The 14,558-nt window shown below is 68.5% G+C and carries 14 protein-coding genes and 1 riboswitch; of the genes, 8 read left to right on the forward strand and 6 right to left on the reverse strand.

Annotated elements, in window-relative coordinates:
* The coding region (locus AB0B40_RS31620) for a phage holin family protein (protein WP_362266949.1) at positions 1 to 279 on the reverse strand (279 nt) is incomplete at its 3' end.
* Between the two features lie 106 nt (positions 280 to 385).
* Here AB0B40_RS31620 and AB0B40_RS31625 point away from each other — a divergent pair.
* From AB0B40_RS31625 to AB0B40_RS31640, 4 genes are all read left to right on the forward strand, one after another.
* Positions 386 to 703 carry a cupin domain-containing protein gene (locus AB0B40_RS31625; RefSeq protein WP_345058871.1) on the forward strand — a complete coding sequence of 106 codons (318 nt, stop codon included), beginning with the start codon at positions 386 to 388 and terminating at the stop codon, positions 701 to 703.
* Between the two features lie 134 nt (positions 704 to 837).
* Positions 838 to 1,050 carry a DUF5326 family protein gene (locus AB0B40_RS31630; RefSeq protein ID WP_345058869.1) on the forward strand — a complete coding sequence of 71 codons (213 nt, stop codon included), beginning with the start codon at positions 838 to 840 and terminating at the stop codon, positions 1,048 to 1,050.
* A gap of 462 nt (positions 1,051 to 1,512) precedes the next feature.
* Complete coding sequence (locus AB0B40_RS31635; RefSeq protein WP_345058867.1) at positions 1,513 to 2,226, forward strand: IclR family transcriptional regulator C-terminal domain-containing protein; 714 nt, start codon at positions 1,513 to 1,515, stop codon at positions 2,224 to 2,226.
* A 99-nt stretch (positions 2,227 to 2,325) separates the two neighbouring features.
* Positions 2,326 to 2,763 (forward strand): SsgA family sporulation/cell division regulator, encoded by a 438-nt coding sequence (locus tag AB0B40_RS31640; protein ID WP_362266951.1) that lies wholly within the window; start codon positions 2,326 to 2,328, stop codon positions 2,761 to 2,763.
* A gap of 88 nt (positions 2,764 to 2,851) precedes the next feature.
* On the opposite strand, the gene AB0B40_RS31645 is transcribed toward AB0B40_RS31640, so the two are convergent.
* Positions 2,852 to 4,276, reverse strand: coding sequence for a YibE/F family protein (locus AB0B40_RS31645; RefSeq protein WP_345058863.1), 1,425 nt, complete (start codon positions 4,274 to 4,276; stop codon positions 2,852 to 2,854).
* Positions 4,277 to 4,347: 71 nt separating this feature from the next.
* Positions 4,348 to 4,525, forward strand: a riboswitch (TPP riboswitch).
* Between AB0B40_RS31645 and thiC the strand changes: the two genes are divergently transcribed.
* A complete protein-coding gene (gene thiC / locus AB0B40_RS31650; RefSeq protein ID WP_362266953.1) occupies positions 4,518 to 6,302 on the forward strand; it encodes a phosphomethylpyrimidine synthase ThiC in 1,785 nt (594 codons plus the stop codon). It overlaps the preceding riboswitch by 8 nt.
* Before the next feature lie 50 nt (positions 6,303 to 6,352).
* Here thiC and AB0B40_RS31655 read toward each other — a convergent pair whose 3' ends face one another.
* From AB0B40_RS31655 to AB0B40_RS31665, 3 genes are all read right to left on the reverse strand, one after another.
* Positions 6,353 to 7,216 (reverse strand): hypothetical protein, encoded by an 864-nt coding sequence (locus tag AB0B40_RS31655; RefSeq protein WP_362266955.1) that lies wholly within the window; start codon positions 7,214 to 7,216, stop codon positions 6,353 to 6,355.
* Between the two features lie 180 nt (positions 7,217 to 7,396).
* Positions 7,397 to 8,476: a metallophosphoesterase gene (locus AB0B40_RS31660; RefSeq protein WP_345058857.1), complete on the reverse strand. Its 1,080-nt coding sequence runs from the start codon at positions 8,474 to 8,476 to the stop codon at positions 7,397 to 7,399.
* Between the two features lie 264 nt (positions 8,477 to 8,740).
* Positions 8,741 to 9,853 (reverse strand): LacI family DNA-binding transcriptional regulator, encoded by a 1,113-nt coding sequence (locus tag AB0B40_RS31665; protein WP_345058856.1) that lies wholly within the window; start codon positions 9,851 to 9,853, stop codon positions 8,741 to 8,743.
* Positions 9,854 to 10,307: 454 nt separating this feature from the next.
* On the opposite strand from AB0B40_RS31665, the gene hisC reads away from it, so the two are divergent.
* Complete coding sequence (gene hisC, locus AB0B40_RS31670) at positions 10,308 to 11,387, forward strand: histidinol-phosphate transaminase (protein WP_362266958.1); 1,080 nt, start codon at positions 10,308 to 10,310, stop codon at positions 11,385 to 11,387.
* A gap of 28 nt (positions 11,388 to 11,415) precedes the next feature.
* Here the strand turns inward: hisC and AB0B40_RS31675 are convergent, their stop codons facing one another.
* Complete coding sequence (locus AB0B40_RS31675; RefSeq protein ID WP_362266960.1) at positions 11,416 to 11,793, reverse strand: cyclophilin-like fold protein; 378 nt, start codon at positions 11,791 to 11,793, stop codon at positions 11,416 to 11,418.
* Between the two features lie 209 nt (positions 11,794 to 12,002).
* Between AB0B40_RS31675 and AB0B40_RS31680 the strand changes: the two genes are divergently transcribed.
* Positions 12,003 to 13,511, forward strand: coding sequence for a cytochrome ubiquinol oxidase subunit I (locus tag AB0B40_RS31680; protein WP_362266962.1), 1,509 nt, complete (start codon positions 12,003 to 12,005; stop codon positions 13,509 to 13,511).
* A 15-nt stretch (positions 13,512 to 13,526) separates the two neighbouring features.
* Positions 13,527 to 14,546, forward strand: coding sequence for a cytochrome d ubiquinol oxidase subunit II (gene cydB, locus AB0B40_RS31685; protein ID WP_345058850.1), 1,020 nt, complete (start codon positions 13,527 to 13,529; stop codon positions 14,544 to 14,546).
* Positions 14,547 to 14,558 lie beyond the last annotated feature (12 nt).

Raw genomic sequence — 14,558 nt, forward strand, 5'->3', positions numbered from 1 at the left:
CAGGTCGAGCTTGCCGCAGACCCAGGAGGTCAGCAGCAGCATCAGCGCGTTCACCACCAGGGTGATCAGGCCCAGGGTGAGGATGAACAGCGGGAAGGTGAGCACCTTCACGACCGGCTTGACCAGCCAGTTCACCAAGCCGAAGATCAGGGCGACGACGATCAGCGTGCCGGCCTTCTTGGCGGTGTTGTCACCGGTCAGGGTGATCTTGTCGAGCAGCCACACGGCGACCGCCAGGGCGCCCGCGTTGGCGATCGTCTTGACTACGAAATTCTTCATGTGTCTGATCGTGGCAGACCGGACGGGACAGTGACCGGACGGGCGGCGAGCGGGTGCGACGACGTGCACGGGCACGGCGAACGGTGAGGCGAGGGCGACAACGGCGATGAAGGCATTCCGGTTGGACGACCTGGAGGCGGAACGCGCCGCCAACGAGGGTGCTTACCTGCAGTTCCTGCGCGAGCGGAACATGTCGGTCGGCCTCTACGCCCTCGGCGCGGGCGAACACGACCCGCAGAAGCCGCATCACCAGGACGAGGTGTACGTCGTGGTCAGCGGCCGGGCCTCCCTCACGGTCGGCCTGGAGACGACCCAGGTGGCGCGGGGCAGCGTCGTGTACGTGCCCGCCGGTGTCGCCCACAAGTTCCACCACATCAGCGAGGACCTCAGGGTGCTCGTCGTGTTCTCTCCGCCCGAGGCGTGATGCCGGACCCCAGGGTTCCCTAGGGGACAGGTCAGGGGAGGACAAGGGACGCCAGACCCCCGTGGACGCCCTCGGCGGCCCTAGCATCGAGTGCGGAACATCGACAACGCACGACGACGCAAAGGACGAGGGCGATGCGGGAGATCTTCGCGGGACTACCGTGGTGGGTGAAGTGGGTCGCGGTGCCGGTCATCGCCCTGGTCGTGTTCGGCGGCCTGATAGCGAGCGTGGTCGGCTTCGTGATCGGCCTGCTGTTCAAGGCGCTGGTCTTCGTCGCCCTGGTCGGCGGCCTGATCTACATCGTGCGCAAGTTCACGGGGAACTCGTCGTCGCGCAGCGACTGGTGAGGCATCTGGGAACCGGTGCTCGATGAGAGAAGGATCGGTTCCCTCGGGGGAGGGAAGTTTTCCCCGGAGCCGGCTGCACGCGGTGGCGGGCGATTAGAGTCCGGAACTCCCCACGGGGGTTCCGGCGCCGTGGGTGGCGCAGCCCCCTCCGTGCTCTTCCCCCGCACGGGCTCCCCCTCGCCCCTCGGGAGTGACCTACCCTTGGCCACGGTCGACACCGCACCGGCAGACCCCCAGGCAGCCGCCGCACCACGCCCCGGTGCTCCCCCCGTCCAGCGATCGGCTCCCCTGGCCGTCCCGGGCCAGCCACAGGGCCACGTCGCGGACATCCCCAAGCCGTCGCATCCCGCCGGCCTCCCCGGACCGAGGCCCTCCGCCGACAGGCCGGAACCACAGGCTGCCGACGCGTCCGCCCCCGCGGCCACACCCAACGCGACGCTCATCGGATCCGTCCAGCGCGCCATGCGCCTGCTGGAGACCGTCGCCACGCACGCCTACGGCGCCCCCGCCAAACAACTCGCGCGCGAAACCGGTCTCGCTCTGCCCACGACGTACCACCTGCTGCGCACTCTGGTGCACGAGGGCTATCTGCGCCGTGAGAAGGGGCTGTTCTTCCTCGGTGAAGCGGCGGAGCGGCTGGGATCCAGTGGAGCGCGGCAGAAACGTCGCAGCACGGTGGCGGACACGCTCGCGCACTGGCGCGATTGCATCGGTGCGCCGGTGTATTACGCGATGTACCGGGAGGGCGAGATCGAGATCATGTGTGTCTCCGACTCCCTTCAAACGCCCGCGGTCCAGGAGTGGGCGGACTTCCGCGAGACCGGCCATGCGCATGCGATCGGTCAGTGTCTGCTCTCGCAGCTGGACGAGGACGCGCGACGCGACCATCTCGCCCGGTACCCGGTGCGGACCGTCACGCCGTACACGGTGCGGGACAACGACGCGCTGCTGCGCCGGCTGGCTCGGACGCGGCGGATGGAGCCGGTGGTGGAGCGTCAGGAGTACGCGGTCGGGACGGTCTGCGCGGCGGTCCCGATCACGGTCGGCACCACCGCGGCCACCGTGGCCATCTCGCTTCCCGCCCACCAGGCCGACCGGCTGCTGCCCGCGGCTCGTCGGCTGCAGGACGGGATCGGGCGGCATCTGGGCACGCTCACCTTCTCTATCAGTATCTGAAAACTTACTCCTTGTGATCTGTCGTGTACGTTGAGCAAGATTTGTCCACGGTCAGAGGGATCAATCCCGGCCAGTCGACGTCATATGACGGGGTAGGCGATGCGCGAGTCCGTACAGGCAGAAGTCATGATGAGCTTTCTCGTGTCGGAGGAGCTCTCCTTCCGCATCCCGGTGGAGTTGCGCTACGAGACCCACGATCCCTACGCCGTGCGGCTCACCTTTCACCTTCCCGGTGACGCGCCGGTGACCTGGGCCTTCGGGCGCGAACTGCTGATCGACGGGGTCGGCCGGCCGTGCGGGGAGGGGGACGTGCGTATCGCACCCGCCGATTCCGAAGTGCTGGGCGAGGTGCTGATCAGGCTTCAGGTCGGCGGTGACAAAGCCCTGTTCCGTTCGTCGGCGCCGCCGCTGGTGGCGTTCCTCGACCGCACGGACAAGCTCGTGCCGCTCGGTCAGGAGGGTGCGCTGGCCGACTTCGACGCTCACCTCGACGAGGCTCTGGACCGCATCCTGGCCGAGGAACAGAGCGCCGGCTGAAGCTGTGCGGCAGGGGTGCCAGGCGCTCCACCGTGGACCCGGAAACCTTGCAGGAACGCTTCTTCAGGGGATGGCGCCCGTGCCGTACTCACCGCTTCCGGCGCCGTCCCCGGCCGCCGCGCGCCGGAGCGGGCCGGGCCCCGGCGGGTGCCGTGGCATCCGGGCCGGGGCGGTCGGCCGAGACGACCAGCGCGGCCAGCGCCGTGGTGACCGGGACCGATGCGACCAGGCCGATCGAGCCCACCAGCGTGCGCACGATCTCCTCGGCCACCAGCTCACTGTTGGCGACGGTCCCCACGCTGCTCTGCGCGATCGAGAACAGCAGCAGCAACGGCAGTGCTGCACCGGCATAGGCGAGCACCAGGGTGTTGACCACGGAGGCGATGTGGTCGCGGCCGATGCGGATACCCGCCCGGTACAGCCCCCGCCAGCCCATCGACGGGTTGGCCTCGTGCAGTTCCCAGACGGCCGATGTCTGGGTCACCGTCACGTCGTCCAGGACGCCGAGCGAACCGATGATGACGCCGGCCAGCAGCAGACCGCTCATGTCGATCGACGGATACAGGCCGTGGATCAGGCCCGTGCTGTCGTCCGTGTTGCCGGTCAGCGCGGCCCAGCCGATGAACAGCGAGCCGAGCACTCCGATCAGTGAGAGGGAGACCAGCGTGCCGAGCACCGCCACCGACGTACGGGCCGACAGGCCATGGCACATGTACAGGGCGATCAGCATGATGGCGCTCGCTCCGACCACGGCCACCACCAGCGGATTCGCCCCTTCCAGGATCGCCGGGAGGATGAACAGGGTCAGCACCAGGAAGCTCACGGCCAGCGCGACCAGCGCCATGACACCGCGCAGCCGGCCCACCAGGACGACAGCCACCGCGAAGATTCCCGCGAGCAGCGCCATCGGGAACTGCCGGTTCACGTCGGTCACCGCGTACTGCAGTTCCTTCGGGGCCGAGGGCTCGTAGGCGACCACGACCTTCTCGCCCTGGTGCAGCTGCCGCGTCTGGTCGGGCTGCACGATCTCGGTGAACGTACGGCCCTTGTCCTTCCCTGTGTCGACTTGGACGGTCGCCTTCTTGCAGGTGCCGTCGCCCCGTTGCTGCGCCGACGTGCCCTCGGCGGTGGAGGTGTCGCCGGTGGAGGGGCCGCCGGAGGCGTTCACCGACTTGCAGCTGACCTCGACGACCCGGGTGACCGTGGCCTGCTGGGTCTGCCGGTCGAAGCCGACGCCGGTGCGCTTGTGGGAGGGGGCTTGCCCGGGCCAGAGCACCACGAGGCCGACCAGGACAGCCGCGGTGAAGGGGACCAGGATCGCGGCGATGACCTTGCGCAGGTGCTGGGAGACGGGCGCGGCGGGGCCGTGGCTGTGGCCATGCGAGTGGCCGGGCCCGGGACCGCCGTCACCGCCGCCCTCATGAGCACGGTGGCCGTGCCCGGTGCCCCGTGACGCGCCGTCTCGGTGGTGCGGCTCGGGCGGCTGGTAGGGGTACTGCTCCATCCTGGTCACCGCCCGATCATCCCAAGAACCGGTGGGGCCCACTGTTCAGCGCGCCACACATGACGCTAGCGTGGAGGCACCTTTGCACACGCGGGAGCTCGGAGCACCGGGCTGAGAGGGCGCTGACCTCCGTAGATGCGATGTTTCACGTGGAACGAGCGCTGTTTCACAGGAGACATCGGCAGACGGAAGCCGCTGCGTCGACCGCCGAACCTGTTACCGGGTAATGCCGGCGTAGGGAGTAGGTCTCATGACCAACAAGGACGTACGCACGCCTGCCTCCGTTCAGGACGAGAAGTCCGAGGAGGCCGGGAAGTCCATCGGCTGGCACAAGGCATACGTCGAAGGCTCGCGCCCCGACGTGCGCGTGCCGGTCCGTCAGGTGCACCTCACGAACGGGCAGTCGGTCACGTTGTACGACACCTCGGGCCCGTACACCGATCCGTCCGCGGACACGGACGTCCGCAGGGGCCTGTCGCCGCTGCGGGAGAACTGGATCATCGCCCGCGGCGACACCGAGGAGTACGCGGGCCGTCCGGTCCGCCCCGAGGACGACGGGGTCAAGCACACCTCACCGCGCGGCGGGCTGCGGAACCTGGACGCGGTCTTCCCCGGACGCCCGCGCCAGCCGCGCCGGGGCCGCAGCGGCCAGGCGGTGACGCAGCTCGCGTATGCCCGCCGCGGCGAGATCACCCCGGAGGTGGAGTTCGTGGCTCTCCGGGAGAACGTCTCGCCCGAGGTGGTCCGCGAGGAGATCGCGGCCGGCCGGGCCGTGCTGCCGGCCAACGTCAACCACCCGGAGATCGAGCCGATGATCATCGGCAAGCGGTTCCTGGTGAAGGTCAATGCCAACATCGGAAACTCCGCGGTGACGTCCTCCATCGAGGAAGAGGTCGAGAAGATGACCTGGGCGACCCGCTGGGGCGCCGACACGGTCATGGACCTGTCCACCGGCCGCAACATCCACACCACCCGTGAGTGGGTGCTGCGCAACTCCCCCGTGCCCATCGGCACGGTGCCGCTCTACCAGGCCCTGGAGAAGGTCGACGGCAAGGCCGAGGAACTGACCTGGGCCATCTACAAGGACACCGTCATCGAGCAGGCCGAGCAGGGCGTGGACTACATGACCGTCCACGCGGGCGTCCGGCTGCCGTATGTCCCGCTCACCGCCAACCGCAAGACCGGCATCGTCTCGCGCGGCGGCTCGATCATGGCCGCGTGGTGCCTGGCACACCACAAGGAATCGTTCCTGTACGAGAACTTCGAAGAGCTGTGCGAGATCCTCGCCGCCTACGACGTCACGTACTCGCTGGGCGACGGCCTGCGGCCGGGATCGATCGCCGACGCCAACGACGCGGCGCAGTTCGCGGAGTTGAAGACGCTCGGGGAACTCAACCGGATCGCCAAGCGTTTCCACGTACAGACCATGATCGAGGGCCCGGGGCACGTCCCGATGCACAAGATCAAGGAGAACATCGACCTTCAGCAGGAGATCTGTGATGAAGCTCCGTTCTATACGCTCGGCCCGCTGACCACGGACATCGCGCCGGCGTACGACCACATCACCTCCGGCATCGGCGCCGCGATGATCGCCTGGTGGGGCACGGCGATGCTCTGCTACGTCACTCCCAAGGAGCACCTGGGCCTGCCCAACCGGGACGACGTCAAGACCGGCGTCATCACCTACAAGATCGCCGCTCACGCGGCGGACCTCGCCAAGGGGCACCCCGGTGCGCAGGAGTGGGACGACGCACTGTCCGACGCGCGCTTCGAGTTCCGCTGGGAGGACCAGTTCAACCTCGCCCTGGACCCGGACACCGCCAGGGAGTTCCACGACGAGACCCTGCCGGCCGAGCCCGCCAAGACGGCACACTTCTGCTCGATGTGCGGCCCGAAGTTCTGCAGCATGAAGATCTCGCAGGACATCCGGCGTGAGCACGGTGGCAGCCGGGCCGAGATCGAGGAGGGCATGGCGCAGAAGTCGCAGGAGTTCGCGGCTGCCGGCAACCGGGTGTACCTGCCGATCGCCGACTGAACCGTATGCGGTGAACTCGACGCGCCGCCCGGTCCGATGACGCCGGCCCGTCACTCGGGCCGGTGCTCCGGGCCGCCGAAGTCCGGGCTCGTGTAGTCGGGGCTGGTGAAGCTCGGCCGGTCGGACGCGGTGCCGTCGTCGGGACTGCTGAAGCCGGGACGGTCGTAGCCCAGGCGCGGTATGCGGCCGGTCGGTGCGGGCGGGGCCGTGTGGCGCACGGCGGCCGGCCCGGGCTCGGCCAGTGCCTCCCTGAGGAAGGGCAGGATGCCGCGCTCCAGCAGGGCGTCCCGCCATGCCTCTCTGGCTCTGGCCAGTTCCTCGTTCGCCGTGTCCCGAGCCTGGGCGTCTGCCGTGGTGCTGTTGCGCAGGGCGGTGAGCAGCAGCCCGACGGCGGCGACCAGGATCGCCGCCGCGGTCATGGCGCCGAACACCCAGCCGGTGCTGAGCAGGGTCCCGGCGAGGGAGTGCCCGGGGTCCAGCATCTTCAGGATGTAGCCGACGAGCAGGAAGACCACCGCCGCGGTTCCGGAGAGGAGGGGAGCCAGGACGGCGATGACCGCGATGGCGCCCGCGCCGCTGCTCTCGGCGGCTTCGCCGAGGGCGGTGACGAGCCCGGTGTCGGCCGAGGCGGCCCCGTCCGCGGCGGAGCCGGCGGCGGTCGGCGGAGCGGAGAGCGCCGGTTGGCGCAGTTGGTCGCGGATCTCGAGGTACCGCTGGTACTCGGCCGCCGCGGCCGCCGTGATCAGGGCGGAGGCGTTGAGTGCCATGGTGCGCAGTTGTTCGGGATTGAGCCGCCGTCCGACAGCGGCCAGTTCCGGTCGGTGTGGTGCGGAGCGCAGCGCCTCATCGAGGAGCCGCTCGAATTCCTGGCGGTCCTCGCTCTGCAGATGCTGCGGAACGCTGTTCATGTGCATCCCCCGATGCTCCGTAGGGCTTGGGGCTCGCACGCCGGCGAGCCGTCGGGCAGAAACGGAGGGGAGCCTGCTACGGATAAGCCGATGGTAGAGCCGTGACGGCGCGCGGTGACAGGGGATTGCCGGAAATTGCGTGTGGCCTGCGCGTACGCAGTCGGGGGACGACTGCCCGCGAAACGGTCAGATATCCAGGGGAAGTTGCCGGACCAGCAGCTTTCCGGCCATGGTCACGCCGCCGTCCATGGCGATGGCGAGCCCGTCGGCGTAGACGTGCGGACCCTCGACGACCGGGCCGGTGCTCTCTTCGCCTTCTTCGGAGCCGACCTCGCCGAGGAGGTAGGGAATGGGGCTGTGCCCGTGAACGACCCGGATGCCGCCGTACGTATCGAGGAGGGAACGCACGGCCTCGGCACCGCCCTCGTCGCGGAAGGAGAAGCGCTTGGTGAACTTGCGGAACAGGTCCCAGACCTCGTCGGCGTCGTTACGGGTCAGAGCCTCACGGACGGTGTCGTTGACCGCCTCGATGGAGTCGCCGTAGTCGAGGTAGGCGGTGGTGTCGGAGTGGACGAGCAGATAGCCGTCGACCAGTTCGACGGCGTCCAGGCGGGCCATCCACTGCAGGTGGTGGTCCTGGAGGCGGTCCATGTCCGTCTTCTGGCCACCGTTGAGCAGCCAGGCCGCCTGGAAGGTGGCGGTGCCCGCGCCCGAGTTGACGGGGGTGTCGCCGAACCGTTTGGCACCGAGGAGCAGCAGTTCGTGATTGCCCATGAGGGCCTTGCAGTAGCCGCCCGCCGCTGCGGCCTCGGCGGACAGCCGCATGACCAGGTCGATGACGCCGATGCCGTCCGGGCCGCGGTCGGTGAAGTCACCGAGGAACCACAGCCGCGTGGTGCCGGCGCACCACTGGCCCGAGGTGTCGATCAGGCCCTGCTCCTGCAGGGCGGCCGTCAGCTCGTCCAGGTAGCCGTGGACGTCACCGACGACGTAGAGCGGCCCGGGCCCGGCCGCGGGCTGTGCGGCCGGGCCCGCGGGGGCCGGCTCGACGGGGACCTGCACGGTGTCGCCACGGTTGATGACGGGCAGGTCGCGCTGGGTGGGGGTGTAGCCCTCGGGGTACGCCTCGTCGGCGGCCGGGACGACGTCGCCGGGATGGACGCTGCTGCCGTACGGACCGGTCTCGTGGACGTACGCGGGTACCCGGAAGTCGCGCAGCGTCGCCGTCCGCTCCGCCTCGGGTCCCTGACCGGCCCCCTGAGTCATCAGACCCCTCCACCATCGCGCCGCATCTGCACCGCTTCGGACTGCCTGGTCGCAGCGGTCCGCGGTGTCGTGGGCCCATCATAGGAATGCGCGTCGCGCCGTGTGATGACCCAGGGGTAGTGAATCGGAACAAGACTCCAGTTCACCGCGGCTTTCGCCCCGTTTGGGCAGGTGTTCGGCCGGCTGTCGGCCGACCGTACCCTCACCCGGCCGGCTCGGGCCCGCGCGGGCCGGGCCCCGCACCGGCCGGTGCGGGGCGGGGAGCTACTTCTCGTCCGGTGTCCGCGGCGGGCTGACGGTCGTGCGCGGTGGCCGCCGCTGCGAGGAGGTACGCACGATCAGCTCGGTCGGTATCACCTGTTCGACCGGCTGGTCGGACTCGACGCCCTCGATGGCGTCGATGAGGAGCTGGACGACGGCGGTGCCGATGCGGCGCGGCTTCAGCGAGAGCGTCGTGACGGACGGTTCGGTGCTGGCGTACACGGTGGACTCGCTGCAGCACACCAGCAGCAGGTCGTCGGGGACGCGGAGGCCGTAGCGGCGGGCGGCGGCGAGCAGATCGGTGCCGTTGGGATCGAACAGTCCGTAGACCGCGTCGGGCCGGTCGGGGCGGGCGAGCAGCCGGTCGGCGGCGACGGCTCCGGCGCACGGGTCGTGCGCCGGGTATGCCTCGTAGACCGGATCCTGGCCGACCCGGTCGCACCAGCGCAGGTAGGCGGTGGTCGACAGATGGGTGTACGTGTCCGTCGAGGTGCCCGTGAGCAGGCCGATGCGGCGGGCGCCGGCGTCGGCGAGATGGTCGAGGATGCCGAGTACGGCGGCCTCGTGGTCGTTGTCCACCCAGGCGGTGACGGGGAGGGGGCCGGCCGGGCGGCCGTCGGAGACGACCGGCAGGCCCTGCCGGACGAGTTCGCTGACGACCGGGTCCTGGTCGGAGGGGTCGATGACGACCGTGCCGTCCAGGGCGACGTTGGACCAGACGTCATGGCGGGAGGTCGCGGGCAGGATGACCAGGGCGTAGCCGCGGGCGAGCGCGGCCGACGTGGCGGCCCGGGCCATCTCGGCGAAGTACGCGAACTCCGTGAAGGTGAAAGGTTCATCCCCGTACGTCGTCACGGTCAGACCGATCAGACCCGACTTGCCGGTACGGAGGGTGCGGGCAGCGGCCGAAGGGCGGTACCCGAGCCGGTCCGCGACCTCGCGGACATGACGCCGGGTGGCATCCGGGAGCCGGCCCTTGCCGTTGAGGGCATCGGATACGGTCGTGATGGAGACTCCGGCGGCGGCGGCGACGTCCCTGATGCCCGCCCGACCCGGCCGGCTGCCTCGACGTGAGGTTTCCGCGCGGCTCACCTGGTGCTTCCCTGCTGCTGTCATGGCGAGCCGATAGTAGGGCTCATGCGGTGGGGTAGTGCGGACGCATATGCGCGCATTGACAGGCACGTTTCTGCATGGTCATTGACGGCCAACTCCCTTGGAAAGCAAGGAGGTTGACTGATCCAATAGTAAGACGTGACTTGTCGACGCGTATGGACCTGCCAAGGCCCCGATGTCTCGAAGAGGTCTCAACTCACCTTCATGGGGGACGCGCGCCACGGCGTGAGCTACCGGCGCATAGATATATGTACGGCGCGCCCCCCGAAACGTACGCCTTCGTACGCTGATGCCCCTGATGCCGCTGGGGAACGTGAGATACACCTCTTCTTCGGGCGGCGCCTGCGCTGCGGGTCTGTCGCGCACCTGTACGCAGCGACGCCGAATCCTCATAAGGTGAGAAGTATTGGAAGCCGGCGGTGTCGACGGTCCGCCGGTGGTCGCTAGGAGGACTGCGGTGAGCGAGACGAGCCCCAAGCTGCGCGCCGAGCTGGAGAGTATCCCCACCTACAAGCCGGGCAAGCCGGCCACGGCAGCCGGCCCGGTCGCCTACAAGTTGTCCTCCAACGAGAACCCGTATCCGCCGCTGCCGGGCGTGCTGGAGAGGGTGTCCGCGGCGGCCTGCGACTTCAACCGCTACCCGGACATGGCCTGCACCGGGCTGATGAACGAGCTGTCCGAGCGTTTCGGTGTACCGCTCTCCCATCTGGCCACCGGGACCGGCTCGGTGGGTGTCGCCCAGCAGCTGATCCAGGCCACGAGCGGCCCCGGTGACGAGGTGATCTACGCCTGGCGGTCGTTCGAGGCGTACCCGATCATCACGCAGATCAGCGGTGCCCGGTCGGTGCAGGTGCCGCTGACGCCGGGGGACGTGCACGACCTGGACGCGATGGCGGACGCGATCACCGACCGGACGCGGCTGATCTTCGTGTGCAACCCCAACAACCCGACCGGCACGGTGGTGCGGCGGGCGGAGCTGGAGCGGTTCCTCGACCGCGTGCCCAGCGACGTGCTGGTGGTACTGGACGAGGCCTACCGGGAGTTCATCCGTGACCCCGAGGTGCCCGACGGGGTCGAGCTGTACCGGCAGCGGCCCAACGTCTGTGTCCTGCGGACCTTCTCCAAGGCGTACGGGCTGGCCGGGCTGCGTGTCGGTTTCGCGATCGCCCATGAGCCGGTGGCGGCGGCGCTGCGCAAGACGGCGGTGCCGTTCGGGGTGAGCCAGCTCGCGCAGGACGCGGCGGTCGCCTCGCTGCAGGCCGAGGACGAGCTGCTGGGCCGGGTCGGCTCGCTGGTGTGCGAGCGCAAGCGCGTGGTCGACGCGCTGCGGGCCCAGGGCTGGACGGTGCCGGAGACGCAGGCCAACTTCGTGTGGCTGCGGCTGGGGGAGCGTACGGCCGCGTTCGCGCAGGCCTGTGAGGAGCACGGTGTGGTGGTCCGGCCGTTCCCGGGCGAGGGTGTGCGGGTGACGGTCGGCGAGGCCGAGGCGAACGACATCTTCCTGAACGTGGCGGAGGCGTTCCGCAAGGAGCTCTAGCCCGGCGGGAGCGCTACTCCGCTACTCGCTACTCCTCGATCAGTTCCACCCGGATGGGGTCGCCGTCTCGTACGGTCGCCAGGAGGCCGGCGTCCCCGTCCACACTCCCGAGGACATTGCACGGACTTGCGAGACGGCATTCGGACCCTCGCGAGATCGGCGTGGGGCCGTAGGGGAGGGCGAGTGCGTCGCCGTCCGTCCAGAAGACCACTGTGCCCGGTTCCACGACCTGACGTGCGTCCGTTTCACGTGAAACAGCGATACCTGTGTCGAAATACACCTCCTCGCCCCATGTGCTCGCGGTCGAAGCGAGCGGAAGGGCCTTGGCGAGGGCCTGTGAGGTCGGCGTGCCTGCGTCGAGGGTCGCGGTGATGTAGCCCGCGGGCCAGGAAATGCGTATCTGCATGGCGCGCAATTCAACAAGATGTTGAAGTCGCTGCCAAGGTCTTGACGCGAAGGCGAAGGGGGGACCCCCCCTTCTCGGCCGAAAATCAGTGCGTCATAATGGCTTGTGAATGTGAACGCGTTCACAAGCGCGTCCTGTTTGCTCCTGTATGTGAGTGACAAAGGGGGCAAACCGTCGCTGCACCACGCCGTAGTAAGGAGAGTGACGACGTGGACCTGGCTTTGGCGCCGGAAACACTGGCGCGCTGGCAGTTCGGCATCACCACCGTCTACCACTTCCTGTTCGTTCCGCTGACGATCTCCCTGGCCGCTCTCACGGCCGGGCTGCAGACGGCCTGGGTGCGCACGGAGAAGGAGAAGTACCTCAGAGCGACGAAGTTCTGGGGCAAGCTCTTCCTGATCAACATCGCGATGGGTGTGGTCACCGGCATCGTGCAGGAGTTCCAGTTCGGCATGAACTGGTCGGACTACTCGCGCTTCGTCGGTGACATCTTCGGCGCGCCGCTCGCCTTTGAGGCGTTGATCGCGTTCTTCTTCGAGTCCACGTTCATCGGTCTGTGGATCTTCGGCTGGGACAAGCTCCCCAAGAAGATCCACCTGGCCTGCATCTGGATGGTCTCGATCGGCACGATCCTGTCGGCGTACTTCATCCTCGCGGCCAACTCCTGGATGCAGCACCCGGTCGGCTACAAGATCGACAAGGACAGGGGACGGGCCGAGCTGACCGACTTCTGGGCCGTGCTGACCCAGAACACGGCCCTCAGCCAGGCCTTCCACACCCTCGCGGCGGCCTTCCTCACCGGCGGCGCCTTCATGGTGGGCATCTCCGCCTACCACCTGGCCCGCAAGAAGCACATCCGCGAGATGAAGACCTCGCTGCGGCTCGGGCTGATCACCGTGGTCATCGCCGGAATGCTCACCGCGATCAGCGGCGACACCCTCGGCAAGGTCATGTTCAAGCAGCAGCCGATGAAGATGGCCGCTGCCGAGGCACTGTGGGACGGCCAGAAGCCGGCGCCGTTCTCGATCTTCGCCTACGGCGATGTGGAGAAGGGCCACAACAGTGTGGCCATCGAGATACCGGGCCTGCTGTCCTTCCTCGCCGACGACAACTTCAACTCGTACGTTCCCGGCATCAACGACGTCAACAAGGCCGAGCAGCAGAAGTTCGGACCCGGCGACTACCGGCCCAACATCCCGGTCGCCTTCTGGGGCTTCCGCTGGATGATCGGTTTCGGCATGGCCTCCTTCGCCATCGGGCTGGCCGGGCTCTGGCTGACCCGCAAGAAGTTCATGCTGCCGCAGCACCTGAGGGTCGGCGACGACGAGGTGCCGCACCTGGTGCTGTTCAAGAACAAGGCGCTCAGCCCCCAGCTCACCCCCTGGTACTGGCGCATCGCGACCTGGACCATGGCCTTCCCGCTGATCGCCAACTCCTGGGGCTGGATCTTCACCGAGATGGGCCGCCAGCCATGGGTCGTCTACGGCGTCCTGCAGACCCGGGACGCGGTCTCCCCCGGTGTCTCCCAGGGCGAGGTCCTCACCTCGATGGCCGTCTTCACCGCGCTGTACGCGGTCCTCGCCGTGGTCGAGGTCAAGCTGCTCGCGAAATACGTCAAGGCCGGTCCGCCCGAGCTGACCGACGCCGACCTCAACCCGCCCACGAAGATCGGCGGCGACACCCGTGACGCCGACAAGCCGATGGCCTTCTCGTACTAGGCCGGGGGAACAGTCATGCAACTTCACGACGTCTGGTTCGTCCTGATCGCCGTCCTGTGGACGGGCTACTTCTTCCTGGAGGGCTTCGACTTCGGAGTCGGCATCCTCACCAGGCTGCTGGCCCGCAGCCGGCCCGAGCGCCGGGTGCTGATCAACACCATCGGCCCCGTCTGGGACGGCAACGAGGTATGGCTCCTCACCGCGGGCGGCGCGACCTTCGCCGCCTTCCCGGAGTGGTACGCCACCCTCTTCTCCGGCTTCTACCTGCCGTTGCTGCTCATCCTGGTCTGTCTGATCGTCCGGGGCGTCGCCTTCGAGTACCGGGCCAAGCGGCCGGAGGAGAACTGGCAGCGCAACTGGGAAACGGCGATCTTCTGGACCTCCTTGCTCCCGGCGTTCCTGTGGGGCGTGGCCTTCGGGAACATCGTGCGAGGCGTGAAGATCGACCAGAACTTCGAGTACGTCGGCACCGTCTGGGATCTCCTCAACCCCTACGCCCTGCTCGGCGGTCTGGTGACGCTCACCCTGTTCACCTTCCACGGGGCGGTGTTCACGGCGCTCAAGACCGTCGGGGACATCCGGGTCCGGGCGCGGCGGCTGGCCCGGTGGGTCGGCCTGGTCGCGGCCGTCGTGGCGCTGGTGTTCCTGCTGTGGACACAGGCCGACACCGGAAACGGCAGGAGCCTGGTGGCCCTGGTCCTGGCCGTCGTAGCCCTCGTGGCCGCCCTGGTGGCGAATCAGGCAGGTCGGGAGGGATGGTCGTTCGCGCTGTCCGGCGTCACGATCGTGGCCGTGGTGGCGATGTTCTTCCTCTCGCTCTTCCCGAACGTCATGCCGTCCAGCCTGAACGGGAACTGGAGCCTGACGGTCACCAACGCCTCGTCGAGCCCGTACACCCTGAAGATCATGACGTGGTTGGCGGCCATCGCCACACCGCTGGTCATGCTCTACCAGGGGTGGACCTACTGGGTGTTCCGCAAGCGGATCGGTACGCAGCACATCGCTCCTGACGCTGCTGCGGGCGCCGCGCACTGAGTCCGCGGAGGG

Source organism: Streptomyces sp. NPDC042638 (assembly GCF_040647235.1).
GTDB lineage: Bacteria > Actinomycetota > Actinomycetes > Streptomycetales > Streptomycetaceae > Streptomyces > Streptomyces rameus.

What these genes read in the sequence shown, in the direction of transcription:
- AB0B40_RS31625 (WP_345058871.1), top strand. Translation starts at nt 386, where the DNA reads ATGAAGGCATTCCGGTTGGACGACCTGGAGGCGGAACGCGCCGCCAAC.
- thiC (WP_362266953.1), top strand. Translation starts at nt 4,518, where the DNA reads ATGACCAACAAGGACGTACGCACGCCTGCCTCCGTTCAGGACGAGAAG.
- AB0B40_RS31630 (WP_345058869.1), top strand. Translation starts at nt 838, where the DNA reads ATGCGGGAGATCTTCGCGGGACTACCGTGGTGGGTGAAGTGGGTCGCG.
- AB0B40_RS31675 (WP_362266960.1), bottom strand. Translation starts at nt 11,793, where the DNA reads ATGCAGATACGCATTTCCTGGCCCGCGGGCTACATCACCGCGACCCTC.
- AB0B40_RS31635 (WP_345058867.1), top strand. Translation starts at nt 1,513, where the DNA reads ATGCGCCTGCTGGAGACCGTCGCCACGCACGCCTACGGCGCCCCCGCC.
- AB0B40_RS31655 (WP_362266955.1), bottom strand. Translation starts at nt 7,216, where the DNA reads ATGCACATGAACAGCGTTCCGCAGCATCTGCAGAGCGAGGACCGCCAG.
- AB0B40_RS31640 (WP_362266951.1), top strand. Translation starts at nt 2,326, where the DNA reads ATGCGCGAGTCCGTACAGGCAGAAGTCATGATGAGCTTTCTCGTGTCG.
- AB0B40_RS31660 (WP_345058857.1), bottom strand. Translation starts at nt 8,476, where the DNA reads ATGACTCAGGGGGCCGGTCAGGGACCCGAGGCGGAGCGGACGGCGACG.
- cydB (WP_345058850.1), top strand. Translation starts at nt 13,527, where the DNA reads ATGCAACTTCACGACGTCTGGTTCGTCCTGATCGCCGTCCTGTGGACG.
- AB0B40_RS31665 (WP_345058856.1), bottom strand. Translation starts at nt 9,853, where the DNA reads ATGACAGCAGCAGGGAAGCACCAGGTGAGCCGCGCGGAAACCTCACGT.